Source organism: Pseudonocardia sp. EV170527-09, assembly GCF_008369905.1.
Lineage (GTDB): Bacteria > Actinomycetota > Actinomycetes > Mycobacteriales > Pseudonocardiaceae > Pseudonocardia.
In genome coordinates this window covers 13,760-37,887 of the sequence record NZ_VRMC01000030.1, presented here as the reverse complement: position 1 = coordinate 37,887, position 24,128 = coordinate 13,760, and the positions used below count along the sequence as shown (strand labels likewise).

Below are 24,128 nucleotides of genomic sequence, written 5' to 3'. Positions count from 1 at the left end.
GTCCCTGATTGAGACGCCCGCGCGCCACCGATCCGTGGAACGATCCCCGCGACGTTCCCGACGACCGTGACCGGAGGCTCACATGATCCTCATCGTGCTCAAGGCACAGATCCGCCCGGACAAGCGCGAGGAGTGGCTGTCCGGCATCGCGCAGTACACGAAGGACGTGAACTCCGAGCCGGGCAACATCTCCTTCGACTACTACGAGAACGTCGAGAAGCCGAACGAGTTCGTGATCGTGGAGGTCTTCCAGGACAGCGCGGCCGGCGACGCCCACGTGAAGACCGACCACGCCCAGAAGTTCTTCGACTTCATGGGCTCGGTCGTGCCGGAGAAGCCGCTCATCAACTTCCAGAGCGAGGACGGCAAGGACGTCTGGGTCGAGATGGGCGAGGTCACCCCGCACTGACCCGACCCTCCCGACGATGCCGGCGGCCCCACGGGTCGCCGGCATCGCCGTGTCCGGAGCGCAGCGAGCAGGCGGCTCGACTGCACCGGGCGGTGGAACCCGGGCGGACCGGACATCGGAACCGAGACGGTCCTTCCGGGTGATCGGGACGGGAGCGCACCGCGTCCGGGCCGGTCGGGAACGGGGTGCAGACTGACCCGGCACGACCGAACTTTTCGTCACGCAACCTGGGCGCTCCCCACGCGTCTCCCACGGTGACGGAACGATCACGTGGCGTCGCCACCCCGAGCGACGCGGACGAACAGGAGCACCCCATGGACACCGTCCGGCAGCGGCCCCGCCGCCTCGTCGCACTGGGCCTCGGACTGGCCACCATCGCGGGTGTCGCCGTCGCCGGGACCGCCCTGGCCGCCTCCCCCGCCGCCGAGCAGGCCCGCGCGCAGCCGCTCGTCCCCGGCACCCCCTGCTCGATCACCGCCAAGGCGTGCGTCGACCTGGACTCGCAGCGGTCCTGGCTCATCCAGGACGGCAAGGTCATCCGCGGCCCGATCGGTATCTCCTCCGGCGGCAACGGCCAGGAGACCCCGGTCGGTCACTCGCTGCGCGTCTACCGCAAGGACGCCGAGCACAAGAGCGAGGAGTCGCGCCTGCCCAACGGCGACCCCGCCCCGATGCCGTGGTCGGTCTTCTTCAACGACGGCGGCATCGCCTTCCACAGCGGCGACCCGAACCGGTCCTCCGCGGGGTGCATCCACGTCCCGCCGGCCGACGCCAAGGCGTACTTCGACTACCTGCAGATCGGCGACCAGGTGCAGGTCGTGAAGGCCTCCGAGGAGACTGCGGCCCGTAAGGGCTAGCTCGCGGGGGGTCACCGCATCGGGGGTTGCTGGGACGTCCGGCGTAACGCGGAGACGGTCGTGCGGCGACACATCGGACGTATCACCCGCACGTCCCCCGGAGCCCCCGATGGCCGAGAGCCGACCCGTCCGTCGCACGCCGATCGACCACGCCCGGCGGGTCGCCCGGCTCTCCCTCAGTGGCGGCGCGCGGGCCGCCGCGGTCCCGGTACGCGGCCTGGCCCGGCTCGGCCGCGACGTCCACGACCCCCGTTGGACCGGCCAGACCTGGCTCTGGCAGCCGGGCTGGGGGCGCCGCACGCACGACCGGCTCTACCGCAGCCCGGACCCGTACTCGATCGGGCTGTCGGCCTACGAGCAGCAGAAGTACGGCACCGTCATGGACGCGCTCGCCGGCCGCCGTTTCGACCGGGTGCTGGAGGTCGGCTGCGGCGAGGGCGACCTGTCGGTCCGTCTCGCCGGGCACACCGCGGCTCTGCTCGGGGCGGACATCTGCTCGGCCGCGGTCGAGCGGGCCGCCGCCCGGGTGCCGTCGGGGACCTTCGTCCGTCGCACGCTCCCGCACGAGATGCCCGAGGGCGACTTCGACCTGATCGTCTGCTCCGACGTCCTCTACTACTGGGAAACGGTCACGCTGCGGGTCGGTCTGACCGCCCTGCTGGACCGCCTGCGGCCGGGCGGGATGCTGCTGGCCTACCACTACCGCGGGGCGTTCGGTCAGGCCGGGACGGCCGACCGGGTGCACGAGGCGCTCGTCGCCGCCGCGACCGCCCGCGGACTGACGGTCCGGGCACACGAGACCGTCGACGGTGTCGGTCCCGACGGCGCCGGGCCCGCTTCGCCGTCGTCGTCCACCCCCAGGTCGCGGTGCCGTCCCCGCGCCGCCCGGAGCCGGGCGTCGCAGTCCGCGCACGTCGTTCCTGAGGGGTCGGCTGGGCCGGGTGGCGGTGCGGTCGCTGGACCGTCTGGGCGTTCTCGTCAGGTCGACGTGGACCTGTCGTGACCGGTCGGTTCCTGGTTACCGTCCGGAGCCATGACGGTCGACGCCGACGGACCCGCCGGGATTGCCGACGCACAGCGCGTGGTCACCATCCCCGAGCTGAGCGCACCGAGCTACCTGCAGGCGGTGGTGCTGTCGATCGCCTACCGCGACGAGCGCAACAGCGTCCCGCTCACCGTCGCCACCCCGGCCGGGCTGGTGTTCGGCAACGCCGTGCACCCCTCGGCCTGGCTGCGCGGCCTGGGGGACCAGCTGCGCCGGCTCACCGCCGACGATCCGGGCAACGAGTCCGCGGCGTCGATGGCCGACATGTTCGACGAGATGGCCGGCGGTCGCGGCGACGAGCGCCCCGGCCCGGACGTCCCGACGAAGGACATCCACTGGATCTACTTCACCGACGCGCTCGTGGTCCCGACCGCGGCGGGCGGGCCGAACTACGGCGAACCCGCCTGCTGGCAGGTGGCACTGCGCGACGTCACCGGCTGGACGATCGGCCTGCCGCCCGCCTGACCACCACGTCCGATGAACACCCGAACACGTGATCGCAAACTCGCAGGATCCGGGCCCCGCCACAGCCTCCCTTCGCAGGTCAGACGCTCCCTGCCCAGGTCAGCGGCACATCGGCGGAGCGCAGGTGTGACGACGACCACCCGGATTCGTCCGTGAGGATGCGCCACCCACGGGACTCCCATGTGTGTCGAGCGGATCGACAGGGCACCACCGGTACGAACCGGCCCCGATCCGGCCACTGTGAGGCCCGATACCGGGCCATGACCTGGAGGCACACATGAGCACCACCGAGACCAAGGCGACCAAGGCCCCGGCCGTCACCGGCACCCCGTCGGCCCTTCAGTCCGAGCACGGCAGCACCCGCATCGCCGAGACCGTCGTCTCGAAGATCGCCGGGCTGGCCGCCCGCGAGGTCAGTGGCATCTACGCCCTCGGCGGCGGCGCGGCCCGCGCGTTCGGCGCGCTGCGCGAGCGCATCCCGGGCGGCACCACCAACGCCTCGCAGGGCGTGTCGGTCGAGGTCGGCGAGAAGCAGGCCGCCGTCGACATCAACGTCGTCGTCGAGTACGGCGTCTCCATCGCCGACCTGGCGAAGGCCGTGCGCCGCAACGTCATCTCCGCCCTGGAGCGGATGACCGGGCTCGAGGTCGTCGAGGTCAACATCTCGGTCGACGACGTCCACCTGCCGTCCGAGGACGACGGCAAGGACGAGGAGCCGAAGAAGATCGAGTCCACCTCGCGGGTGGCGTGAGCGCCCGTACCGCCGCGGGCGGCGACGGGATCGTCGCCACGGGTGCCATCGACACCGACCGGATCGCCGACGCGGTGCTGGGCTGCCCCGGCGTCGCGCAGCTGCACGGCGGCCGGTTCGGTGAGGTCGCCACCTACCTGCCCGGACGCCGGGTGAGCGGCATCCGCGTGGACCCGACGGCCCCGGCCGTCGAGGTGCACGTGGTCGGTCGCTACCCGGCCTCCGTGGCCGAGATCGACCACCAGGTCCGCACCGCGCTGCTCCCGGTCCTCGGGGGCGCGCGGGTGGACGTGGTGGTCGGCGACTACGCCGGTCCCACCGAGCCGACGCCCGCCCGGCAGTCGGACTCGGCACCCGCCACCGGCGAGCTCCCGGTCCCGCCCGCGGCCACCCCCTGACCCGCCCGGACGCCCGTCCACATCCCCGGACGTCCGGTACCTCCTCGTCTCGAAGGACGTGACTGTGATGTCCCTGTCCACCAACACCCAGATCGGCCTGATCGCCGGTCTCGTCCTGGCCATCGCCGGCATCGTCGGCGGCTTCGGCGGGTTCGTCCTCGCCCTGATCCTCGGCGCGATCGGGCTCGGCGTCGGCCGCTGGCTCGACGGCGACCTCGACCTGTCCGAGCTCTCCGAGCGGTCGGGGCTGTCCGGGCGCGGCCGCGACAAGGTCCGGTGAACCCGGTGAGCACCGTCGAGCCGACGGGGACGGCGACCGGGGACCCGGACACGATCCGGGCCACCCGTCTCCCCCCGCCCCCGCCGGACGACACCCCGACCCGCTCGATCGACACCGGCACGGGCTCCGCGGACGCCTCCGCCGGTACGGCCCCGGAGGACCGGGGCCGGGTCGACGTCGCCGACCAGGTCGTGCAGAAGATCGCGCTCGGCGCCCTGGAGGAGACCGAGGGCGTCGGCGGAAGCACCGGCACGGTCGGGCGGATGCTCGGCCGCGACGACGCCGACGGCCACCCGCGCGTCGAGGCCACCGTCTCCGGGCAGTGGGCCCGGATCGACGCGCGGATCTCCGTCGCCTACCCGTCCCCGGTCGCCGCGGTCTGCGACCGCGCCCGCGCGCACGTCGTGCGGCAGGTCGAGGCGCTGACCGGGCTGTCCGTCGCGCGGGTCGACGTCGTCGTCACCGCGCTCACCGTCCCGGGCGCCGCCCGCCCGGCCGGGAGGGAGCTCGAATGATCCGCCGCCCCCGCAAGTCCCTCGCCGCGGGCATCGTGGCGCTGGTCCTGCTCGCCCTCTGCGTCGTCGTCGCCGTCGCGGTCGTGCAGCTGCTCCTCGGGCAGCGGCCGATCGTCGACTTCGGCCTGCTGGGCTCCACCGTCGCCGGGTACACCGGCGCCGACGTGCCCGTGCTCGTCGCGTCCGGCGTCGTCGCGCTGGTCGGGTTGGTTCTCGTCGTGGTCGCGCTGCGGCCGGGCACGCCGACCGTGTTCCCGCTGGCCTCGGCGGACGGGGCCGAGAAGCTCGACTCCGGCATCACCCGGCGCAGCCTGAACCGGGCGCTGGCCGACGCCGCCACCGACGTCGACGGCATCACCAAGGCGTCGGTGAAGAACACCGGCCGCCGCGCCGCCGTCACCGCGCACGCCGCGTTCGGTGACCCCAAGGACCTGCGCGACCGGGTCCGCAGCGCGGTCGCGCAGCGGCTCGACGCCGTCGGACCGGCCCGCAGCCCGAAGGTCACGGTGTCCGTGACCGGCACGAAGCAGCAGGAGGCGTGATGGCCAGCGCGACCCCACCGTCCCGGCTCAACCGGACCCTGCTGTTCCTGATCGGGCTCGTCCTGCTCGCCGTGGGGGTGTTCGGGCTGCTGTTCGGCACCGGCGTCCTGCGTCAGGTGCTCCCCGCGATCGACCCGTCGGTCCCGCTGCTGCCCGCCGGTCTCACGCTGCCCGGGTGGGCGCCGTGGGTGACCCTCGCCGTCGCCGTCGTGGTCGGGCTGCTGGCCCTGCGCTGGCTGCTCGCCCAGGCTCGTCGCAAGCCCCGCACCTCGGCATGGACGCTGCCGTCGGCGCAGGTCGCGGGTCGGGACGCCGGCACGACCCGGATCCACTCCGACCACGCCGCGGACGCCCTGGCCGCCGACATCGAGAGCTACGACGGTGTCCAGCGCGCGGCCGCAGCGCTCGTCGGCGACCGCCGTCGTCCGGAGATCCACCTGGACGTGACCGCGGACGACGGTGCCGACCTCGCCGCGCTGCGCACCCGGATCACCGACCACGCGCTGCCGCGACTGCGGTCCGCACTGGACATCGAGTCCGGACGCGCCGACCTGGTGCTGCGCCTGGCCGAGGAGAAGGCGCACTCGCGGGTGGGCTGAGCGACCGCACGCAGACGACGACGGGGCCCCGGATCACCGGGGCCCCGTCGTCGTGTGCGGGTGGGTCAGCGGGACCGGTCGACGAACCCGGCGCCGGCGATCCGCAGGCCGCTGCCGCCCGCCATGCGGAGCAGCCCGGCCATGGCGATGACCAGACCGACCATCTCGAGGGTCTCCTCGGTGCCGGCCAGCACGTTGTAGGTGAAGGACTGCACGTCGCCGGTCTGCTCGAACAGCGCCCCACCGGCCGACTCCAGCCCGACCGCGCCGAGCAGGAACACCGCCGCCCCGGCGACGACGAGCCAGGCCCCCGGCCGGCGCAGCACCATCGGCAGGCACAGCACCGCGACCGCCGCGACCAGCGCCACGGCCGGGATGATCCAGGCGTAGGTCAGGAAGCCGCTCGTGCCGAACGTGGTGTGGATGATCCAGCCGACCTGCTCGTGGTTCGCGGCGGTCTCGTCCATCGCGACGACCGCGCAGGACAGGCTGAGCAGGATCCAGCGCCATCGCTCGCGACGCACCGAGTTCGCCGCGATCAGCGCGAGCAGCGCCGCGTTGGTCAGGTGCAGCGCCGAGCTGAACCAGGTCGAGATGTTCAGCTCGGTGCCCAGCCGGATCGGGGCCGGGATCTCGAAGCCGGGCCGCCCGATGCCGTAGACGGCGGCTCCGTAGTGGGCCAGCGCCAGCACGGCGACGATCGCGGCGGCGGTGCCGACGACCGGTCCGCGACGCACCAGCGCCAGGTGCGGTGCGCCGGGCGCGGCGGCCTGCGCCTGCGGGGACGGCTCCGCAGGAGCCGGGCTCGCGGCCCCGGAGGCCCCCGCGGGCCGCGGACCGGCCCCGGCGTCCTCGGTGACGCGCGGGATGACGACCGTGGCCGGGTCGTCGTCGGCGCTGTGCGCGCCGCCGCCCTGGGCGCGGCGGCCCCGGGCGAGATGGTCCTGGGCGGTCATGTCCCCTCCTCCTCACCAGCGGCCGGGCAGCATCAGCGGGCGACGTCGACGAGACCGCAAGGTGGCTGGAAGGTAAACGAGCGTATGTCCGCCGGGAAACGCCGGGTCAGCTCCAGGGGCGCGCGGAGCGGGTGCGCCAGTAGCTCTCGGCCGGTTCGGCCAGCGCGGCGAGCTCCTCGGCCACGTCCGCCGGCAGCGTGAGCTCCGCGCCCGCGAGGTTCGACGCGAGCTGGTCGGTCCCGACCGGGCCGAGCAGCACCCGCCACGCCCACGGGTTCGCCAGCGCCGCGGCGACGGCGATCCGGTCCAGCCCGATCCCGGTCCGCGCGGCCAGCGCCGCGGCCGCACGGGCGCCCTCGGTGCCGTCCTCACCGCCCGGGGCGAGCCTGCCGTTGGCGAAGACCTCCTTCAGGATCACCCGGGCCCCGGCGTCGGCGGCCTCGGCCAGCGCCGGGCCCACCGAGGGTTCGAGCGGGTTCCAGGTGCTCTGGAACGAGGTGAACAGCGGCTCGCCGTCCACCCGGACCTCCAGCGCCCGGCGCACCGCGTCGGCCTGGGCGGGGCCGGAGGTGGAGATCCCGACCCGGATCCCCCGGTCGCGCAGGTGGGCCATCGCGCGGTGGACGCGCTCGTCGTCGAGGACGCCGGTGTCGAGCGTCGCGGAGTGCACGTGGTAGATCCCGAGGTGGTCGCCGAGCAGCTCGTGGCTCAGCGCGTACTGCTCGGTGAAGGCGTCGAGCGAGTGGTCCTTGATCTCGTGGGTGTCGGCGTCGGTCCGCCATCCGCCCACGTAGCGGTAGCCCCACTTCGATCCGATCTCGACGGGGTCCTCGCCGCCGGTCACCCCGGGCCGGTCGGCGAGCCAGCCGGCGAGGAACTCCTCGGCGCGGCCGTAGGAGCGGGCGACGTCGACGTAGCGGACGCCCGCGGCGTACGCGGCGTCGAGCAGGGCACGGGAACGGTCGCGCAGGTCGGCGACGTCGCGGGCGTCGCCGAGCTCGGCGGCACGGCCGGAGGTGATGTAGGCGGGGCGGGCGATCGCGGCCAGGCCGAGACCGAGACGGTGGGCGGGGGCGGGCATGCCCCCAGCCTGCCCCACCCGACGCCGGCGCCCCACCCGACGAAACACCTGTTGCACGACGGGGGCGGCCGGTACCGTCCCCCGGCATGACCGACGCGCCGTCCGGTGGCTGGGTCCTGCTGCTCGCGCAGCTGCCCGCCGCGCCCTCGAGCCCACGGGTCACGCTGTGGCGCCGGGCCCGCGCCGCGGGCGCGGTCGGCCTCCAGAACGGCGCGTGGGTACTGCCCGCGACCGACGAGCACCGCACGTTCCTGGAGGGGCTCGCGACCTACGTCCGCGAGGCCGGCGGCACCGCGTTCGCCCTCGACGTCGCCGCCGGGAGCAGCGACGAGGGCATCGTCGCCCGGATCCGCGCCGAGCGCGGCAAGGAGTTCGCCGAGTTCACCGAGCGCGGCGAGGCGCTGCTGGCCGAGCTGGCGAAGGAGTCCTCCCGGGACAACTACTCCTTCGCCGAGCTGGAGGAGAACGAGCAGGACCTGGATCGGCTCACCCGCTGGCTGGCGACGATCTCGTCGCGGGACTTCTTCCCCGACGAGCGCGGCAAGGACGCCGAGGCCCTGCTCGACCGCTGCCGGCACGCACTCGACGCGTTCACCGCCGCCGTGTACCGCGCCGAGGGCGTGGCCCCCGACCTGCCACCGCGTACGGACTGAGGCCGTGGGCAGCCGGTGAGCACCGGGGCGCACGCCGCGACCGGCGCGGCCGTGGTGGACGACCTCGGCACGGACGCCGTGCGGGGTCTGACCGACGCCGAGGCCGCGACCCGTCACCGGCGGCACGGCCCCAACCGGTGGGTGGTCCCGCGCCGGGTCACCTTCCTGCGGGTGCTGACCGACGAGGTCACCGAGCCGATGATGCTGCTCCTCGCGGCGATCGCGGTGCTCTACGGCGTCTGGGGCAGGTTCGACGACACCGTCGCCGTCGTCGTGATCATCGCGGCGGTCGTCGGGGTCGAGGTGTTCGCCGAGTTCCGGGCGAAGTCGGTCATCGCCTCGCTGGGCGAGCTCACCGCACCGACGACGCCGGTGGTGCGCGACGGGAGCACCGTCTCGGTCGATGCCACCGACGTCGTGCCCGGCGACCTCGTGCCGCTGGCCGCGGGCTCACGAGTGCCAGCCGACCTGCGCCTGGTCGAGTCCTGGGGTCTGCGCGTCGACGAGTCGACCCTCACCGGGGAACCCGTCGCCGCCCCCAAGGACGCCGCCAGGGTGCTGCCCGGCGACACCGCGCTGGCCGAGCGGGCGAACCTGGTGTTCGCGGGGACGACGGTCGTCGCCGGGCGGGCCCGCGGCGTCGTCGTCGCGACGGGGACGGCCACCGAGCTCGGCACGCTGACCGGGCTCGTCGTCGCCGCGCGACCACCCCGGACCCCGCTGCAGCAGGCCATGCGCGAGCTCGCGGGCAGCCTCGCGACGCTGGCGATCGCGTTCAGCGTGCTCGTCCCACTGATCGGGGTGCTGACCGGTCGGCCGTGGCGGGAGATGGTGCTGACCGGGCTCACCCTGGCCTTCGCGACGGTCCCGGAGGAGCTGCCGATCATCGTCAGCCTGGTGCTCGGGCTCGGCGCGCACCGGCTGTCCCGGCGACGCGGGCTGGTCCGGCGGCTGCGCGCGGCGGAGGCGCTCGGTCTGGTGACGGTGTTGGCCACCGACAAGACCGGCACGCTCACCCGCAACCGGATGGCCGTCGCGCGGATCGAACCAGCTCCGGGCACGGACGGCGACACCGTGGTCGCCCTCGGCGCGGCCTGCACCGAGACCGCCCCCGAGGCCGACGGCGGCTGGTCCGGCGACCCGACCGACGTCGCGTTCCTGGTCGCCGCCCGCGACCGTGGCCTGCCCACGCCGGCCGAGCCGGTCGCCCGGTTCCCGTTCGACCCCGGCCGGGAGACGATGACGGTCGTCCTGCCCGCCGGCGCGTCCGGCACCGCCACGGTGGTGACCACCGGCTCGCCGGAGTCGGTGCTGGCCCGGTGCGCGGCGCCGTCGCCGGAGACCGCGGGCCGGGTCGCGGTGCTGGCCGCCCGCGGCCTGCGCGTGATCGCGGTGGCGAGCAGGCCCGCGCCGCGGGTCCCGGCGACGGTCGGCGACGCCGAGCGCGACCTCGTCCTCGCCGGGCTCGTGGCGCTGTCCGACCCGCCGCGCCCGGGTGCCGCCGGAGCCGTCGCCGCCGCACGACGGGCCGGGGTGCGGGTGGTGATGCTGACCGGAGACCACCCCGCCTGTGCCCGGGCCGTCGCCGCCGAGGTCGGCATCGACCCCGACCCGGTGCTGACCGGTCGCGACCTCGACGGTCTCGACGACGCGACGCTCGCCGCCGCCGTCGCGTCGACGCCGGTGTTCGCCCGGGTCACCCCCGCGCACAAGCTGCGCCTGGTCACGGCACTGCAGGCCGGCGGGGAGGTGGTGGCGGTGACCGGGGACGGCGTGAACGACGCCCCCGCGCTCGCCCGGGCCGACGTCGGGGTGGCCATGGGCTTGTCGGGCACCGACGTGGCCCGCGAGGCGGCCGGGCTCGTGCTGGCCGACGACGACGTCTCCACCCTCACCCGTGCCCTGCACGAGGGCCGCACGCTGCACGGGAACCTGCGCAAGGGCGTCGCCTACTACCTGGCCTGCAAAGCCGGGCTGGTCGCGACCGTCGCCGCCGGGGTGCTCACCGGGATGGCCGTGGCGTTCACCCCGATCCAGATCGTGGTGCTGGAGATGTTCATGGACATCGCGGGCAGCGCGACCTTCGCCGCGGAACCCGCCGAGCGCGACGCCATGACCCGCCCGCCACGCGATCCGGGCGCACGCTTCCTGGACCGGGACCTGCTCGGCGACCTCGCCGCGGGAGCGGTGGCGTTGTTCGTCGCCGTCGGCGGGCTGTACCTGGTGACCGCCTCGCAGACGGTGGCGTTCGTGGCCTGGCTGTCCGGGCACCTGGCGCTGGCCTGGGTGATGCGGACCGAGCGGACACCGGTGCTGCGGTCGGGTCTGTTCGCGAACCGGTTCCTGCCCTGGTGGACGGTGGTGACCGCCGCGGCCGTGTGGGTGGCCACGACGGTGCCGGCGCTGCGGGACACGCTGCGGCTGACCCCGCTGACCGGTCCGCAGTGGATCGCTGCGGTGCTCGTGCCGGTGGCCGCGGTCGCGGTGCTGGAGCTGCGCAAGGCCGGCCGGCGGCGGGCCGCCACGGCACGCCCGGCGGGGTGATCCGTGCTAGACCACCGGTCGTGAACGGATCGGTCCTCTCCCGCCCGGCCCCCGAGCCGCCCCGTGTCGTCGCCGTCGGCGACGACCCCGACCAGGTCATGGACCTGTGGCCGGACGGCGGGCCCGGCCGCCCGCTGGTCGTGCTGGTGCACGGCGGGTTCTGGCGGCCCCGGTTCGACCGGGTGCACCGTCGGTCGACGGCAGGTGCGGTGAACGCGCTGGGGCTGCCCGTGGCGTCCCTGGAGTACCGCCGGGTGCCCGGCGACCCGGACGCGACCGTCGCCGACGTGCTCGCCGGCCTGCGGGCCGCCCACGCGATCGCCGGACCGGTCGTCGCGGTGGGGCACTCCGCGGGCGGGCACCTCGTGCTGCACGCCGCGGCCGTCGAGCCGTCGCTGATGAGGGCGACGGTGTCGCTCGCCCCGGTCGCGGACCTGGCGCTGGCCGACGCGGAGAACCTCGGCGACGGCGCGGTCCGCGCCTATCTCGGCGGCCCCGCGGCCGGGCGCACCGACCTGGACCCCGCGGTGGGCCCGACCCCGCCCGGACCGGTGACGATCGTGCACGGCGACGCCGACGAGCGCGTCCCGCCGGCCGTCTCCCGCTCCTACGTCGGCCGGCACCCGTCGGTGCGGCTGGTCGAGCTGCCCGGCTGCGACCACTTCGCGGTGGTCGACCCGCTGTCGGCGGCCTGGCGGACGGTGACCCGGGAGATCCTGGCGGCGGCGACGTGAGCGCGCCCGGCGGCCTGCCCCGTCACCAGCTGACGATGACCGTGCTGATGACGCCGGACATGGCGAACTTCTCCGGCAACGTCCACGGCGGCGCGATCCTGAAGCTGCTCGACCAGGTCGCGTTCTCGTGTGCGAGCCGCTGGGCCGAGACCTACGTCGTGACGCTCTCGGTGGACCGGGTCCGCTTCCGCGAGCCCATCTACATCGGTGAGCTCGTGACGTTCCAGGCGTCGGTGAACCACACCGGGCGCAGCTCGATGGAGGTCGGCATCCGGGTCACCACGGAGAACATCACCGAGCGGACCCAACGGCACGCCAACAGCTGCTACTTCACGATGGTCGCGATGGACGAGCACCGGCGTCCGGTCCCGGTCCCGGAGCTGGTCCCGTCGACCGACACCGAGCGCCGTCGCCGGGACGACGCACGCCGGCGTCGCGAGGTGCGCCGGGCCGGGGGCTGACCCCGGACACGACAGTGCCCCGGGACCGCGTTGTCCCGGGGCACGTCGAGGTGCGGAGAGATCAGTTGATCGAGTCGCCCGCGCCGGAGGTCTGGCCGCAGCTGTCGGACTGGTCGGTGGCCGAGTCACCGGAGACGGCCTTGGCCTTGCCACCCAGGCCGAGGGCCCCGGTGATGCCGCTCAGCAGGTTCGCGTCCTCGACCGGGACCTGCACGCCCAGGACGTTGACCGGGATGTTGTTGTTGCAGAGCTGGATCGGCACGTTGATGTTGTTGCCGCTCAGGCCACCCGCGAGCAGGCCCTTGGCGTCCTTGTCGATGTGGCCCGACTCGTGCTTGCCGTGGTGCTTGGCGGAGTCGCCCGCGTAGTCGCCGGCGAACGCCAGCGGGGAGACGGCGAGCAGGGACGCGGCGGACGCCGCGACGATGATTCCGGCCTTCTTCAGCACAGTTCTTCTCCTGATGAGGTGTCAGGGCCGTGGTGAAGGCCCCGTTCCATGTCGGCACGCTGACAGAAAGGGGGGAGCCCGTGCCGGCTGGCTGCGAATCTAGCGGGGTGGGAGTGCCCGAACAATTCTTCTACCACCATCGGGTGGCCGAATCACTTTCCGTTCGGATACTCCCACGATGGGGTCGGATGTGATCGGGGCGAATCGCCCGGAACGCCACCCGAACCGGCGACGACGACCACGGCGGGTGCCCACGGGCCCCACCCCGGACACGGACGTGCCCCGGAGCCGCGAGGGCCCCGGGGCACGTCAGCGACGAGGATTCGGTCAGTTGACCGAGTCGCCCGCGCCGGCCTCCTGGCCGCAGTTGTCCGACTGGTCGGTGGCGGAGTCGCCCGACTTGGCCTTGCCCTCGCCCAGGATGCCGGCGCCACCGGTGAGGCCGTTGGCCGCAGCGGCGTCCTCGACCGGAACCTGGACACCCAGGACGTTGACCGGGATGTTGTTGTTGCACGCCTGGACCGGAACCTGGGCGTTGTTGCCGTTCAGGCCGGCAACGAGGCCCTTCGCGTCCTTGTCGATGACGCTGTCCGAACCGGCGAACGCCAGCGGCGACAGGCCGATCAGGGCGACGGCGGACACGGCGGCGACGAAACCGGCCTTCTTCTTCTGCACAGTCTTCTCCTGGTGAGTCACAGATCCATGCGGATCCGGGCACGTGCCGGTCCGACGACAAAGGGGGAGCCCGAACCGGCTGAGGAGAACGATAGGGGGCGGAAAGCGCACGGATCAACCCGGGAAACACCATCGTGGGGAACAATCACCGAGGGTCAGTTATTCACACGATACGGTTTCGTCGCCGAGTCGGCCGTTCTGCACGACGACGGGGCATCGCCAGCAGGGCCGCGGCAGGGCTTCCCGGCCTCGGAGAGCTGGGCGAGACTGAACGTGTACCGCTTGCTCTGTGGACCCTGGTAGACCCTGCTCCAGCAGCGCCGCCACCTCGGGGTACTTCTCGGCGTTCGTCTTCGGGATCGGCAGCAGCGAGGTCCAGTGACGCCGAGCGCCTCGAGCGCCTTGGCGTAGGCGTTCTCGTGGGTCTGGTCGCGCACGATCAGGTAGGCGATGGTCGAGCGCGCCGTCCGGTTCGCCGTGCTCTCGTAGAGCCGACACTTCTGCAGCCGGCCGGTCGACCCGAGCATGAGGTTGTAGAGCAGGTTGCCGCTGTCGTAGACGTACTTGCCCGTCCACGGGTCACCCTGCGCGTCGACCGGCAGCGCGCCCTGGGCCCCACCAGATAGCCGCCTGCGCCCCGGGCGTTCTGGGGCCTCCGCGATCGACGCCGGGTGCTGTGGCACGACTGCGCGACGTGGCCCGTCGGCAGCCCATCACCCCGTGTTGTCGGCCCGGCCGCCGGGCCTGCGGTAGCCGACCTCCGCGGGCCCGTCGGCCCCGGCGCACCTGTGCCGCCCGAAGGTCCGACTCAGGGACCGGTCGAGCCGCACCGGACGCACCACGACACCGTCGAGGTAGGCACGCCCGACCGCGCGCACCGCCGCACGGACCGCGGGGCGCGGGCGGGGCAGACCGTGGATCTCCCGTAGGTTCGCTGGGGCGAGGACCCCCAGGATCTCCCGCCCGTAGGGTCGCAACGGGCCCGGCAGGACCCGGGCGCTGAAGTCGTCGGCCAGCGCGTCGGCGACCGCCCGGCCCGCCTCGCTCGGGGCGAACTCCCGGCGCTCGTAGTCACGCGCCCATGCCCGCATCTCCTCCCGCGAGCCGGGGATGTCGCGCAGCCGCTGCCGCTGCGCGACCGCCCGCCAGAACCTCCAGTGGGCCTCGAGCTCGGCCGGGGTGAACGGGGCCGCCCCCAGCTCCGCGGCGATGTCCGCCGGGTCGAGGGCCAGGGTGCTCAGCGTGTAGAGCGCGTCGTCGTCGCGGATCGGGAAGTGCGCGTGGATCTCGTTCATCCGCTCGATCCAGGCGATGCCCTCCGGCGAGTCCGGACCGAGGTCCAGGAAGCGGCCGAAGAACAGGATGGTGTCGTCGTTGCGCAGCGCGGTGTCGCGCACGATGTCGCCCGTGCCGCGCCGCCACAGGATGCGGGCCATCGCCGGCACCGCGACCTGCTTCATGAACGCCACGGTGAACAGCCCGAGCACCAGCCGGCGGTCGCCGTGCAGGGTCTGCAGGCTGGACCGTGCGATCTCGGCGTGGTCGGTCACCGGATCCAGCCGCGCGATGCGCCGGCGCTCGACGCCACCGATCGTCCACCGCAACCCGGCCGGGGCCGACGGACTTCCGGACGCACTGCTCATCGGACGGTCTCCGTTCCCGAAAGTTGACACTGCCTCGTGTCAATTTCAACGATGCTTCCGGAGACCACCCCGTGTCAAGATGCGGTGGTGGCCCACAGCGTGACCCGACCGCACCGCGGCGTCAGCGCCGCGGACCGGACGGCCGCGCGGCGGGCACGCCTGCTCGTCGCGGGCCGGGAACAGATCGCCGACGGCGGCATCGCCGGCGCGTCGATCGACGCAGTCTGCCGGCGGGCCGAGCTGACGAAGCGCTACTTCTACGAGAGCTTCGACGGTCTGGACGCCCTGCTTGCGGCGCTGTTCGACGAGGCGGTCTCGGCACTGGGCGAGGCGCTGGGCGAGGCGCTGGCCGCCGCCCCGCCGGAGTTCGAGCTGCGGGTGCGGACCGCCGTGCGCACCGTGCTCAGCACCCTGTCCGCCGACCGGGGCTGGTCGCGGCTGTGGGCCGAGGCGCAGGCGCACCCGACGCTGCGGGCCCGGCGCCACGCCGCGCTCGACGGGTTCGTCGCCGCGCTGTCCGCCGAGCTGACGGCCCCCGACACCGGGCGGCAGGACCCCGCGACCACCCTGCTCGTCCTGGTCGCGGGGGTCACCGAACTCGTCGAGCGACGGCTGCAGGACGACCTGGACATCGGCGACGACGCGCTGGTCGACCAGCTCGTGCTGATCGGCGTGGCCGCCTGTGCCCCGCTGCGCCCCGGCGCCGGGCCGCGGGGTCAGGCCGGGTAGAGCCGCACCGCGAGACGGTCGCCGAGGTCCACCTCGACCAGGGCCCGACCGTCGCCGTCGGCGACGACCTCCGCCGACCGCGCCCCGCTCACCCGGTAGGTCGCCCCGGGCACGAGACGGTCGACGGCGAGCACCGTCCGCACCGGCCTCCCGCCCGGGCGGAGCACCAGGTCGAGCGCGCGGCCGTCGGTCACCGCGCGGGCCACGAGCACGTCCGGGTAGGCCGCGTCGGCCAGCCGCGGACCGGTGCGCCACGTCTCCGGGACACCTCCGTGGCCCAGCAGGTCGCGCAGCGCGTGCCGCCGCCCGAAGCGGCCGAGGACGGCATAGAAGTTCACCATCGGCGACGCGGCGGCGTAGCGCCGCGCCCCGTCACGCTCCTCGACCGTCTCCCGCTCCGCGAGCAGCGCGGCCGCGGCGTCGGCCATCTCGTCGTCGCCGATCTCGCGGGCGGCCATCGTGATCGCCACCTGGGCGAAGGTGTCCCGGCCGAGCCGGTAGGAGCCGACGTCCACCCGGTTCGACGCCCGGGGCGGCAGGACGGGGCGGCCGTCGCGCAGCGACAGCTCGTTGCGCCGCAGCAGCCACCACGCGCGCTGCGCCAGGTCGGGGAAGGCGGGGTGCATCCAGTAGACGGTGTTGAGCTGCACCGCGGCACCGGTCCAGAAGTTCCACGACAGGCCGAGGTGCCGCGCCCGCACACCGACGATGCGGCCGTCGGGACGCAGGAACTCGTGCTCGTAGGACCACCGGAGCCGCTCGCGCAGGTCCTCAACGTAGGCGGTCCCGTGCGCCCGGTCGTGCCCGAGCATCGCGTTGATGCCGAACGCGTTGCAGACGGTGTAGACCCAGTTCGGCTCGCAGGGGATCAGCGTGTAGTCCGAGCGGTCCATGCCGTCGTGGATCTGCCGCGCGACGGCGTGGTGGTCGTGCGGGTAGGTCTCGTCGGGCGACCAGCGGAAGGTCAGCGCGCCCGGCTCGGCGTAGCGCCGGTCGTTGAGCAGCGCGTGGAAGCCGAGCATCGTGCCGTGCCAGCCGGTCAGCATGATGTTCTCGTCGGTGGCCAGCGGGTCCCGGGAGGTCGAGAGGTTGCCCCAGAGGTTCTCGGTCCGCCAGTAGCCCCAGACGCGACGGTCGAGCATCTTCTCGATCGCGTTGCGCTGGGCCTCGGCCAGATAGCCGGAGAAGGCGGGGGTCCGGGTGTACTGCGACATCCCGAGGCCGGTGCCCAGCGAGGTGAGCTGGTAGCGCAGGGCGCCCTCGCGGTACTGCTCCAGGACGATGAACCCGTCGAACCGGTCGAGCGGCTGCAGGGCGATGTCCAGCGCGTAGCGCAGGTGCGCCAGGTCCTCCGGGGAGCTCTCCGCCACCGGCGGACCGGTGTCGAGGTCCGGCGGGCCGCTGACGACGAACGACGTCGTGGCGAGCTCGGCGTTCAGCGCCGCCCGCCGCCGGTGCTGGGCACGGTGCCGCACGAGGTGGACGACGACCGCGAGCACCAGCAGGACGACCGGGACCGCGGGGACCACGGCGGCCGCCGCGCCCGGCACGGTCCGCGGCGCGACCGTCAGGGCGGCGACGACCGCCGCCGCCGTCCAGACCAGCGGCGGGAGCACGACCGGGCCCGCGTACCACCACAGGGCCAGGGACAGGACGAACACCACGACGGCGACGACCGCCGCCACGAACGACCCGTCGAGCAGGAAGCCCCCGCCCGGCAGGACGAGGCCGTGGCCGAACGCGGTGAACGCCAGGCCTGCTCCGAGCCACCCGGGCAGCGAGCCGGCGAGCCACACCACCGCGTAGACCGCCAGCGCCCGCCGCATCCGGCGGGCGGTCACCGGGCCGAACACGGGCACGTCGGGCAGCAGGACGGTGACCCCGCGGTCGCCCCCCTGGCTCGGCGCGGGACCGGCCGACGGGGCCGTCGCGCTCACCGGGTCACCCCGGCGACCGCTCCAGGCGCGGCACGCCGGGCGGGCGGCGCGAACGGGACGGGTGGCGGCGCCGCCGACGGGCGCAGCCGGAACCACAGCTCACGCACGTGGGCGACCACCAGTGCCAGGGCGACACAACACGCCATCACGTCCTCCTCGACGTCGACCGGGTGACGGGGACAGCGTCATGTTGATACGGCGCCGTGTCAACTATGCTCCGGCCCGTGTCCGGGATGGGATCGTTCGACACGGTGCTCGTCGCCGCACTGCTCGCGGCGGCGCTCGTCAGGGTCGCACGCCTGGGCGACGGCAGGCGGGTCGACACGGTGTGGACCACCCGAGAGTCCGACGCCGCGCACGTGGTCATGAACCTGTCGATGGCCGCGATGCACGGCCCGCTGTGGGGGCCGACGACCCGGTCGTGGGTCCTGGCCGTCATGGCGGCGGGTGTCCTCGCGACCGGCCTGGGCGTGCTCCGCCCGCCGGCCGGGCCCGGGCGACGGGCCGCGCTCGCCCACCACCTGCTCGCCTTCGCCGCGACGGGGCTGGTCGTGCTCCTCAGGAACGGCCACGGCCACGGCCACGGTCTTCCCGGCGGCACCCCGGTCGCGGTCGTCGTGGTGGCCCTGGCGGTGTGGTTCACGTTCGACCTGGTCGTGACGGTCGTCGTCGCGGTGGTGGGGCCGCCGGCCCGGGTGCTCCCGACAGGCGTCGGGGCACCGGCCGGACGCGACCTGGCCGCGCTGCGGGTGGCCGCGGTGCCGCACGGGGTGATGGACGCCGCGATGGTCGTCATGCTCCTGGCGGCGCTGTGACACGCCGGTTCAGCGCGGCGTCGTGACGGTCCGCACGGCCGCGGCGGGTCAGGCGGCGTAGACCTCGGCCGACAGCGCGGCATCGACCGCGGTGGCGAGCAGCGGACGCAGGTCCGGGCGGTCGGTCCCGACGGCGAGGACGAGCGCCACCGCGCGGAGCTGCCACGCACGGTCAAGGAGCCGCCCGTCGAGGTCGTAGCCGGACGGGCCGCGGGCCCACCGGGCATCCGGCGGCGCCGGGAACGGGGCGGGAGCCGGTCATCCGGTGACGTCCTCCCGGCCGAGCCTCAGCGCCGACACCAGGAAGAAGACACCACCGAGCAGGGCGTAGCCGGCGCCCCCGGTCAGGGACGCCTCACCGCCCGAGGCCATCAGCACGAACGAAGCGCCCGCGACGACCGAGAGGGACCCGCTCGCGATCATGGCCCCCTGGCCGCCCGCCGCGCGGCGCCGCAGGGCGACGACGAGCTGGGCGACCCCGGCGAGGACGGCCCAGGCACCCCAGACCCGCAGCACGGCCGGCACGCCCGAGCCGAGGGCGACGACGAGCCCGACGGCCGCGAACCCGCCCAGGACGATCGTGGCGTACAGGCCCGGGGGCACCCCGGTCGCACGCGAGGAGCGGGCGTCGATCACCGCGGCGGCCAGGTCCACCAACGGGTAGAGCACCAGCAGCGCCGCGGTCAGTGGGCCGACCTCCGCCGCGTTCGGCAGCAGCAGCGCCGCCCAGAGCAGCGCGAACGCGAACCGCGCGAGGTACAGGCGCCGTAGGGCGACGATGCCGTCGACCGGCCCCGGGCGGGGGGTCCGCACGGTGCGCCGGCCGGTGGTGGGCGAGCTCGACATGATGCCTCCTGGAGAGAGAAAGACCGTTCTTCCTACGCATCCCGAGCATGCACGCCTGACTCGCCACAAGCAAGACCGATCGTTCTTTCTGCTAACGTGGGACCGTGGCTGCACCGACACGCACGACGTCCGGGGCCGGGCGCTCCGAGGCCCGCGAGCGGCTGCTCGCGACGGCGAGCGGGCTGTTCTACCGCGAGGGCATCCGGGCGGTCGGGGTGGAGCGGATCCTCGCCGAGACCCCGACCACGCGCGCCACGTTCTACCGGCACTTCCCCTCGAAGGAGGCGCTGGTCGTCGCCTACCTGCGCGGCGTCGACGCCCACACCCGCGCCGCCCTCCGGGACGCCGTCGCCTCGGCCGCCGCCCCCGACGACGCCGTCCGCGCCGTCGGCGCCGCGCTGGTGGACGACCTGAGCGGCGCGGACTTCCGGGGGTGCGCGTTCCTCAAGGCCGCGGCCGAGTTCCCCGACCCGGAGGACCCCGTGCGCAGGGTCGTCGCCGAGCACCGCAGCTGGTACGTCGCCAGCCTCACCGAACTGTTCGCGCAGGTCTTCGGGTCCGCGCCGGGGCACGGGCGACCCGAGCACGCGGCCCAGCACTTCCTGATGATGCGCGACGGGGCCATGGCCGGTGCCGACATCGACGGGGCGGGCCACGTCGGCGCCGCGTTCCGGCGCGGACTGGAGGGGCTGCTCACGCTGACCCACTGAGGTCGGCGATCGCGGGCCTACCGCACCCCGCAGTCGGTGCACTCCGCCGGGCCGAAAGGACGGCCATCCGACGCTACGCAGGTCGATGTGCGGCCGCCGGCGCGGCTCGTCGACAGGGCCGGGACGACACGCCCCGGCATCACGTGCGCAGAAGTGCCACGAGCGCGTCGGGCCGGTCGAGGGGCACGATGTGCCCGCAGTCGTCGAACAGGTGCCCGTCGAGGACGTCGGCGACCCCGCGCAGCTGGTTCTCCAGCGCGCGACCGACCGACGCGGCGCCGACCGCGGTCGTGGGCACCGTCAACCGGGCCTCGGCCACCGCCGCGGCGAGCTGCCGTCCCGTCTCGGGCAGCGCCCGGTAGACGGCGAGCGCGCAGCGGAGGGCGTCCGGGCGCGCGAACGCGTCGGCCATCGCGACCCGCAGCTCCGAACGGATCCCACGCCCGCGGGTGCCCTGGTCGAGGAACCACCCGGCGTAGGCGGCCTCGTTCCCGCGCAGCACGCTCTCCGCCAGCCCCGGGACCCGGTGGAACCCGAACCACCACGGGGGTCCGCCCTCGAAGAACTCCTCGGCGCCGGGGAGTGTCCCCAGGGTCGACTCGACCAGGACGAGCCGCGCGACGAGGTCCGGGCGGCGCAGGGCGAGCAGGAACGCGGCGGGGACACCCGCGTCGATCGCCACCACGACCGCCGGCGCGGCTCCGAGGGCCACGACCAGCTCCTCGAGGTCCCGGGACAGGGTTCCCGCGTCGAGCCCCTCGGCCGTGCGGGTGCTCGCCCCGAACCCGCGCAGGTCCGGCACGACGACGCGGTGGTCCTCCCGCAGCGCGTCGCGCACCTCGGACCACACCAGGCCGGTGTGCGGGAAGCCGTGCACGAGCACCATCGGCGGCCCCTGCCCCACCTCGTCGACCGCCAGCTCGACCCCGTTGACGGCGACCATCCGCACGACGACCTCCCAGTCGGTAACTCCTGGTGACCAGATCACCTAAGCTCACCGACCATGGAGGCGGAAGACGGCACGTCGACGGCACCTGGTGAGCCCGGGGTGACCGACCCCCGTCGCGGGGACCTGTTCTCCCCGGACTGCCCCACCCGTCGCCTGCTCGACCGGCTCGGCACGAAGTGGACCTCGATGGTCGTCGGACCGCTGGCCGACGGCGGGGAGCTGCGGTTCACCGAGCTGCGACGACGCGCGCCTGGGATCTCCCAGAAGATGCTGTCCACGACGCTGCAGAACCTCGTGCTCGACGGCCTGGTCGCCCGCCGCGTCGAGGACACCGTCCCGCCACGCGTGCACTACCGGCTCACCGAGCTCGGCGCCTCCCTCGAGACCCCACTCTCCGCGCTGCGCGAATGGGCGCAGCAGAACATGGCCCGCATCGACGACCACCGCACCCGGACCGAGGCGTCCCGCGCGGGCCGATGAGCACGGGCCGGGCCCCGTCCGTGCGGGGTCCCGCGTGCACCGCGTCGGCCACCGCCGCGAACCCCGCTGTCCGGGCTGGTCGGGCACCAGGAGGTGGACCGCGACGGCGAGGCGTCGACGATAGGCGTCACGGGTCTCCACCTGGTGCTTCACGCCCACCGATGTGCTGATCAGGGTGTCGGCGATGTCGACGGCCGTGGGGCGGTCGACCGTCCGGGCGAGTGCGTCGACGATCAGCTACCGGAACCTGGCGCAGCGGCTCGGCGGTCGACGCGAGCGAACGTTCCGCGGCAGCCAGCGAGCGGACGTGGATTTCGACGACCTCCACTTCGACCGCCGCGCCTACGACCCCCAGATCGCCTACGCACAGTCGAAGACCGCGAACTCCCTCTTCGCGGTGGGTGCGACCCGACGATGGGCCCGGGACGGCGTCGTCGCGAACACCGTCAACCCCGGCGGGGTCGCCACCGGGTTGCAGCGGAACTTCACCCGGCACCAGAAGGACTCCCTGGCCGCCGCGGAAGCAGCAGGAGTGTTCACCTACAAGACCGTCGAGCAGGGAGCGGCGACGAGCATGGTGGCCGCGGTCGACCCGCAGTTCGCGACGTCCGGAGGCCACTACCTCGACGACTGTCAGGAGGCCTACGAGGTCCCGAACGACGCCGACCTCGCCGACCACCCCCACGGCGTCAAGGCCTGGGCGCTCGACCCCGACCGCGCCGACCGGCTGTGGACGGTGTCGGAGCAGCTCCTCCGTCCATGAGCTCGTAGGTGCCCGCTCAGCGTTCTCCCTGCGCAGCTGCGCGGACTCCTCGAACTCCTCGGTCGTCGAGCGGGCCGGCGCCACGGACGCGGTCCAGCAGCGCGATCGGGTCGTCGGACACACTCGCTCCGCGCCACGCCACGTAGCCGTCAGGTCGAACGAGCACCATCGGCGCCGCATAGAGCCGGACGACGGCGGGACGGTCGATGCGCAGCACCCTCAGCGGCACCCCGAGGGCGCTCGCGGCACGGACCATCGGAGCCGGGTCGGCGGTGGCCGTGGCGACCAGCACGAAGCCGTGGCCGAAGTGATCGAGGGTGGAGCTGCCGTCGGGAAGCCAGGCGTGCGGCGCGCGGCACCCGGGCCAGGTCGAGGGAACATAGGCGTCCGGCTCGTCGGGCGGCTCGGGGGTGCCGTCCGGCAGGCAGATCGGTGAGCCGGCGTAGCGGTGGCCGAGCTGCACCCCGATGCTGCGGAACTCGCGCCCACGCAGCCGCGTGATGAGATCGCCGGTCACTCTGCGCGCCTGCGCGCCGACGCCGACCGGGCGATCGAGGAGCGGGTCGGGGGTCAGTCGGGCATCCGAGGTCCAGTTGCTCGACGCCTCGGAGACGTTGCGCATCGCCACCGGGCGTCGCTCGATCTCGTAGCTGTCCAGCAGGTCGGAGCCGCCCCAGCCGTGCAGGACGGCCGCGAGCTTCCAACCGAGGTCCACGGCGTCTCCGATCCCGGTGTTGGCGCCGAAGCCGCCCTTGGGCCACAGCAGGTGCGCGGCGTCGCCCGCCAGGAACACCCGGCCGTCCCGGTAGCGGTCGGCCACGACCCGGTGCCCGCTCCACGGCTGAGCCCGCAGGATCTCGGTCTCGATCGGCTCCCCGACGGCCTCGTGCACCCAGCGGACGGCGTCCCCGTCGGCCGGCTCGTGGTCGAGGTAGACCGACAGACGCCACTCGTCGACCCCGTCGACGACCGTGATGTAGGGCCGCTTCTCCGAGGCGAGGGTCTGGATCTGTGCCGCCCGCCCGCCGGTGCGCTCGACCAGCAGCTCCCGCAGCCGCGGGGCCCGGAAGTGCACGGCGAAGTTGTGGCCCTGGGCGAAGTCTCCGACGAGCTCGATCCCGAGCGCGCGCCGGATCCCGCTGCGGCCGCCCTCGCAGCTGACGAGGTAGGCCCCCGCCTCGATCCGTTCGACACCGGTGACGACGTCCCGGACGCGTGCGGTCACCCCCTCGGCGTCCTGGGCGAAGTCCTCCAGCCGGTTCCCGTGGGCGATCTCGACGGTCGGCAGTCCGGCCGCGATCCGCTGCAGCAGCGGTAGGAGGGAGAACTTCGAGATGAAGGCGGGGCCCTCGGGGGTCACGTCGGCGTACTCGCCGGGGCTGGAGTTGGTGACCCCGTAGTCGAACTCGGCCAGCACGTGCCCGACCACCTGGGTCATGAACAGGATGCGGTGCGGGTGGTCCGGTCCCGGCAGGCACTCGCGACGCGCCTCGGCCGCATGACCCCACCGCCGCAGGTGCTCCATGGAGCGGGAGAAGATCGCCTCCCCGGCCGGGAAGACCACCGACCCGTCGGTCTCGTCGACGAGCAGCACCGGCACGTTCCGCCAGCCCAGCTCGATGGCCGTGCAGAGGCCCACCGGGCCGCCGCCCACCACGATCACACGCCCCGGCCCGGGCGTCCGGTGCGCGCTGTCCGCTGCAGGTCGTCTCACTCCGGCACCTCACACGTCGTCGTCGATCGAGCTGGGCACTGCCGCGGGAGCGCCGCCGCCGTGCGTTGACACCCGTCATGGAAGCACTACTCTTGAGTCACACTCAAGAGAGGAGCTGCCCGTGAATCT

General features: G+C 74.0%; 30 protein-coding genes. 19 read left to right on the top strand and 11 right to left on the bottom strand.

What is annotated here, in order from left to right; all coding sequences use genetic code 11:
• Window positions 1–82: 82 nt before the first annotated feature.
• From FVA95_RS11910 to FVA95_RS11865, 10 genes are all read left to right on the top strand, one after another.
• A complete protein-coding gene (locus FVA95_RS11910) occupies window positions 83–409 on the top strand; it encodes a putative quinol monooxygenase (RefSeq protein ID WP_149664268.1) in 327 nt (108 codons plus the stop codon).
• Between the two features lie 314 nt (window positions 410–723).
• Window positions 724–1,266 (top strand): L,D-transpeptidase, encoded by a 543-nt coding sequence (locus tag FVA95_RS11905; RefSeq protein ID WP_020627427.1) that lies wholly within the window; start codon window positions 724–726, stop codon window positions 1,264–1,266.
• 109 nt (window positions 1,267–1,375) lie between these two features.
• Window positions 1,376–2,269, top strand: coding sequence for a trans-aconitate 2-methyltransferase (locus FVA95_RS11900; RefSeq protein WP_149664267.1), 894 nt, complete (start codon window positions 1,376–1,378; stop codon window positions 2,267–2,269).
• Between the two features lie 30 nt (window positions 2,270–2,299).
• Complete coding sequence (locus tag FVA95_RS11895) at window positions 2,300–2,776, top strand: hypothetical protein (RefSeq protein ID WP_149664266.1); 477 nt, start codon at window positions 2,300–2,302, stop codon at window positions 2,774–2,776.
• 277 nt (window positions 2,777–3,053) lie between these two features.
• Window positions 3,054–3,527 carry an Asp23/Gls24 family envelope stress response protein gene (locus tag FVA95_RS11890; protein ID WP_020627430.1) on the top strand — a complete coding sequence of 158 codons (474 nt, stop codon included), beginning with the start codon at window positions 3,054–3,056 and terminating at the stop codon, window positions 3,525–3,527.
• Window positions 3,524–3,925 carry a hypothetical protein gene (locus FVA95_RS11885; RefSeq protein ID WP_205015829.1) on the top strand — a complete coding sequence of 134 codons (402 nt, stop codon included), beginning with the start codon at window positions 3,524–3,526 and terminating at the stop codon, window positions 3,923–3,925. Before FVA95_RS11890 ends, FVA95_RS11885 begins: the two co-directional genes overlap by 4 nt.
• A 67-nt stretch (window positions 3,926–3,992) precedes the next feature.
• Complete coding sequence (locus FVA95_RS11880; RefSeq protein ID WP_149664265.1) at window positions 3,993–4,205, top strand: hypothetical protein; 213 nt, start codon at window positions 3,993–3,995, stop codon at window positions 4,203–4,205.
• 5 nt (window positions 4,206–4,210) lie between these two features.
• Window positions 4,211–4,720 carry an Asp23/Gls24 family envelope stress response protein gene (locus FVA95_RS11875; RefSeq protein ID WP_226352263.1) on the top strand — a complete coding sequence of 170 codons (510 nt, stop codon included), beginning with the start codon at window positions 4,211–4,213 and terminating at the stop codon, window positions 4,718–4,720.
• Entirely contained in the window at window positions 4,717–5,262 is a 546-nt protein-coding gene (locus FVA95_RS11870; RefSeq protein WP_149664264.1) for a DUF6286 domain-containing protein, read from the top strand. The genes FVA95_RS11875 and FVA95_RS11870 overlap by 4 nt, the downstream gene beginning before the upstream one ends.
• Window positions 5,262–5,861, top strand: coding sequence for an alkaline shock response membrane anchor protein AmaP (locus FVA95_RS11865; protein ID WP_149664263.1), 600 nt, complete (start codon window positions 5,262–5,264; stop codon window positions 5,859–5,861). Before FVA95_RS11870 ends, FVA95_RS11865 begins: the two co-directional genes overlap by 1 nt.
• 65 nt (window positions 5,862–5,926) lie before the next feature.
• Here FVA95_RS11865 and FVA95_RS11860 read toward each other — a convergent pair whose 3' ends face one another.
• Together FVA95_RS11860 and FVA95_RS11855 are read right to left on the bottom strand one after the other, a co-directional pair.
• Window positions 5,927–6,817 carry a hypothetical protein gene (locus tag FVA95_RS11860; protein WP_149664262.1) on the bottom strand — a complete coding sequence of 297 codons (891 nt, stop codon included), beginning with the start codon at window positions 6,815–6,817 and terminating at the stop codon, window positions 5,927–5,929.
• 106 nt (window positions 6,818–6,923) lie between these two features.
• The gene (locus FVA95_RS11855) at window positions 6,924–7,898 is read right to left on the bottom strand and encodes an aldo/keto reductase (RefSeq protein WP_149664261.1); all 975 of its coding nucleotides are present in this window, start codon (window positions 7,896–7,898) and stop codon (window positions 6,924–6,926) included.
• Between the two features lie 86 nt (window positions 7,899–7,984).
• Here FVA95_RS11855 and FVA95_RS11850 point away from each other — a divergent pair, with 86 nt between their 5' ends.
• From FVA95_RS11850 to FVA95_RS11835, 4 genes are read left to right on the top strand one after another with little or no spacing between them, the layout of a single operon-like run.
• Window positions 7,985–8,551, top strand: a complete 567-nt coding sequence (locus FVA95_RS11850; protein WP_149664260.1) for a Chromate resistance protein ChrB — start codon at window positions 7,985–7,987, stop codon at window positions 8,549–8,551.
• Between the two features lie 15 nt (window positions 8,552–8,566).
• Complete coding sequence (locus FVA95_RS11845) at window positions 8,567–11,095, top strand: cation-transporting P-type ATPase (protein ID WP_149664259.1); 2,529 nt, start codon at window positions 8,567–8,569, stop codon at window positions 11,093–11,095.
• A gap of 20 nt (window positions 11,096–11,115) precedes the next feature.
• On the top strand, window positions 11,116–11,829 hold the full coding sequence (locus FVA95_RS11840; protein ID WP_240051436.1) for a S9 family peptidase: 714 nt from the start codon (window positions 11,116–11,118) through the stop codon (window positions 11,827–11,829).
• 35 nt (window positions 11,830–11,864) lie between these two features.
• Entirely contained in the window at window positions 11,865–12,290 is a 426-nt protein-coding gene (locus tag FVA95_RS11835; RefSeq protein ID WP_149664294.1) for an acyl-CoA thioesterase, read from the top strand.
• Window positions 12,291–12,351: 61 nt separating this feature from the next.
• On the opposite strand, the gene FVA95_RS11830 is transcribed toward FVA95_RS11835, so the two are convergent.
• The 4 genes from FVA95_RS11830 to FVA95_RS11815 all read right to left on the bottom strand — a co-directional run bounded on the left by FVA95_RS11830 (window position 12,352) and on the right by FVA95_RS11815 (window position 15,056).
• Window positions 12,352–12,738 (bottom strand): hypothetical protein, encoded by a 387-nt coding sequence (locus FVA95_RS11830; protein WP_149664258.1) that lies wholly within the window; start codon window positions 12,736–12,738, stop codon window positions 12,352–12,354.
• 327 nt (window positions 12,739–13,065) lie between these two features.
• A complete protein-coding gene (locus FVA95_RS11825; RefSeq protein WP_149664257.1) occupies window positions 13,066–13,413 on the bottom strand; it encodes a hypothetical protein in 348 nt (115 codons plus the stop codon).
• Between the two features lie 155 nt (window positions 13,414–13,568).
• Window positions 13,569–14,096: a manganese catalase family protein gene (locus tag FVA95_RS11820; protein WP_240051434.1), complete on the bottom strand. Its 528-nt coding sequence runs from the start codon at window positions 14,094–14,096 to the stop codon at window positions 13,569–13,571.
• Window positions 14,097–14,126: 30 nt separating this feature from the next.
• Complete coding sequence (locus FVA95_RS11815) at window positions 14,127–15,056, bottom strand: oxygenase MpaB family protein (RefSeq protein ID WP_149664256.1); 930 nt, start codon at window positions 15,054–15,056, stop codon at window positions 14,127–14,129.
• Window positions 15,057–15,155: 99 nt separating this feature from the next.
• Between FVA95_RS11815 and FVA95_RS11810 the strand changes: the two genes are divergently transcribed.
• Window positions 15,156–15,785: a TetR/AcrR family transcriptional regulator gene (locus FVA95_RS11810; RefSeq protein ID WP_161992285.1), complete on the top strand. Its 630-nt coding sequence runs from the start codon at window positions 15,156–15,158 to the stop codon at window positions 15,783–15,785.
• On the opposite strand, the gene FVA95_RS11805 is transcribed toward FVA95_RS11810, so the two are convergent.
• Complete coding sequence (locus FVA95_RS11805) at window positions 15,773–17,722, bottom strand: hypothetical protein (protein WP_149664254.1); 1,950 nt, start codon at window positions 17,720–17,722, stop codon at window positions 15,773–15,775. The two genes, FVA95_RS11810 and FVA95_RS11805, sit on opposite strands and share 13 nt — an antisense overlap.
• Window positions 17,719–17,868 (bottom strand): hypothetical protein, encoded by a 150-nt coding sequence (locus tag FVA95_RS30820; protein ID WP_161992284.1) that lies wholly within the window; start codon window positions 17,866–17,868, stop codon window positions 17,719–17,721. Before FVA95_RS30820 ends, FVA95_RS11805 begins: the two co-directional genes overlap by 4 nt.
• Before the next feature lie 87 nt (window positions 17,869–17,955).
• Here FVA95_RS30820 and FVA95_RS11800 point away from each other — a divergent pair, with 87 nt between their 5' ends.
• Entirely contained in the window at window positions 17,956–18,537 is a 582-nt protein-coding gene (locus tag FVA95_RS11800; protein ID WP_240051438.1) for a DUF5134 domain-containing protein, read from the top strand.
• Between the two features lie 258 nt (window positions 18,538–18,795).
• Here FVA95_RS11800 and FVA95_RS11795 read toward each other — a convergent pair whose 3' ends face one another.
• Window positions 18,796–19,383 (bottom strand): hypothetical protein, encoded by a 588-nt coding sequence (locus FVA95_RS11795; RefSeq protein WP_240051433.1) that lies wholly within the window; start codon window positions 19,381–19,383, stop codon window positions 18,796–18,798.
• A gap of 104 nt (window positions 19,384–19,487) precedes the next feature.
• Here FVA95_RS11795 and FVA95_RS11790 point away from each other — a divergent pair, with 104 nt between their 5' ends.
• Window positions 19,488–20,093, top strand: a complete 606-nt coding sequence (locus FVA95_RS11790) for a TetR/AcrR family transcriptional regulator (protein ID WP_149664252.1) — start codon at window positions 19,488–19,490, stop codon at window positions 20,091–20,093.
• Window positions 20,094–20,232: 139 nt separating this feature from the next.
• Here the strand turns inward: FVA95_RS11790 and FVA95_RS11785 are convergent, their stop codons facing one another.
• Window positions 20,233–21,036 (bottom strand): alpha/beta fold hydrolase, encoded by an 804-nt coding sequence (locus tag FVA95_RS11785; protein ID WP_149664292.1) that lies wholly within the window; start codon window positions 21,034–21,036, stop codon window positions 20,233–20,235.
• Between the two features lie 60 nt (window positions 21,037–21,096).
• Between FVA95_RS11785 and FVA95_RS11780 the strand changes: the two genes are divergently transcribed.
• Together FVA95_RS11780 and FVA95_RS11775 are read left to right on the top strand one after the other, a co-directional pair.
• Complete coding sequence (locus tag FVA95_RS11780; RefSeq protein WP_149664251.1) at window positions 21,097–21,522, top strand: helix-turn-helix domain-containing protein; 426 nt, start codon at window positions 21,097–21,099, stop codon at window positions 21,520–21,522.
• A gap of 307 nt (window positions 21,523–21,829) precedes the next feature.
• Window positions 21,830–22,285, top strand: a complete 456-nt coding sequence (locus FVA95_RS11775) for a hypothetical protein (protein ID WP_205015828.1) — start codon at window positions 21,830–21,832, stop codon at window positions 22,283–22,285.
• A gap of 16 nt (window positions 22,286–22,301) precedes the next feature.
• On the opposite strand, the gene FVA95_RS11770 is transcribed toward FVA95_RS11775, so the two are convergent.
• Window positions 22,302–23,999 carry an FAD-dependent monooxygenase gene (locus tag FVA95_RS11770; protein ID WP_205015827.1) on the bottom strand — a complete coding sequence of 566 codons (1,698 nt, stop codon included), beginning with the start codon at window positions 23,997–23,999 and terminating at the stop codon, window positions 22,302–22,304.
• Between the last annotated feature and the right edge of the window lie 129 nt (window positions 24,000–24,128).

Excerpts from the sequence above, each read along its gene's own strand:
- FVA95_RS11910 (WP_149664268.1), top strand. The coding sequence starts at position 83 with ATGATCCTCATCGTGCTCAAGGCACAGATCCGCCCGGACAAGCGCGAG.
- FVA95_RS11905 (WP_020627427.1), top strand. The coding sequence starts at position 724 with ATGGACACCGTCCGGCAGCGGCCCCGCCGCCTCGTCGCACTGGGCCTC.
- FVA95_RS11900 (WP_149664267.1), top strand. The coding sequence starts at position 1,376 with ATGGCCGAGAGCCGACCCGTCCGTCGCACGCCGATCGACCACGCCCGG.
- FVA95_RS11895 (WP_149664266.1), top strand. The coding sequence starts at position 2,300 with ATGACGGTCGACGCCGACGGACCCGCCGGGATTGCCGACGCACAGCGC.
- FVA95_RS11890 (WP_020627430.1), top strand. The coding sequence starts at position 3,054 with ATGAGCACCACCGAGACCAAGGCGACCAAGGCCCCGGCCGTCACCGGC.
- FVA95_RS11880 (WP_149664265.1), top strand. The coding sequence starts at position 3,993 with ATGTCCCTGTCCACCAACACCCAGATCGGCCTGATCGCCGGTCTCGTC.
- FVA95_RS11870 (WP_149664264.1), top strand. The coding sequence starts at position 4,717 with ATGATCCGCCGCCCCCGCAAGTCCCTCGCCGCGGGCATCGTGGCGCTG.
- FVA95_RS11865 (WP_149664263.1), top strand. The coding sequence starts at position 5,262 with ATGGCCAGCGCGACCCCACCGTCCCGGCTCAACCGGACCCTGCTGTTC.
- FVA95_RS11860 (WP_149664262.1), bottom strand. The coding sequence starts at position 6,817 with ATGACCGCCCAGGACCATCTCGCCCGGGGCCGCCGCGCCCAGGGCGGC.
- FVA95_RS11855 (WP_149664261.1), bottom strand. The coding sequence starts at position 7,898 with ATGCCCGCCCCCGCCCACCGTCTCGGTCTCGGCCTGGCCGCGATCGCC.
- FVA95_RS11850 (WP_149664260.1), top strand. The coding sequence starts at position 7,985 with ATGACCGACGCGCCGTCCGGTGGCTGGGTCCTGCTGCTCGCGCAGCTG.
- FVA95_RS11835 (WP_149664294.1), top strand. The coding sequence starts at position 11,865 with ATGACCGTGCTGATGACGCCGGACATGGCGAACTTCTCCGGCAACGTC.
- FVA95_RS11815 (WP_149664256.1), bottom strand. The coding sequence starts at position 15,056 with ATGAGCAGTGCGTCCGGAAGTCCGTCGGCCCCGGCCGGGTTGCGGTGG.
- FVA95_RS30820 (WP_161992284.1), bottom strand. The coding sequence starts at position 17,868 with ATGGCGTGTTGTGTCGCCCTGGCACTGGTGGTCGCCCACGTGCGTGAG.
- FVA95_RS11800 (WP_240051438.1), top strand. The coding sequence starts at position 17,956 with ATGGGATCGTTCGACACGGTGCTCGTCGCCGCACTGCTCGCGGCGGCG.
- FVA95_RS11795 (WP_240051433.1), bottom strand. The coding sequence starts at position 19,383 with ATGTCGAGCTCGCCCACCACCGGCCGGCGCACCGTGCGGACCCCCCGC.
- FVA95_RS11785 (WP_149664292.1), bottom strand. The coding sequence starts at position 21,036 with ATGGTCGCCGTCAACGGGGTCGAGCTGGCGGTCGACGAGGTGGGGCAG.
- FVA95_RS11780 (WP_149664251.1), top strand. The coding sequence starts at position 21,097 with ATGGAGGCGGAAGACGGCACGTCGACGGCACCTGGTGAGCCCGGGGTG.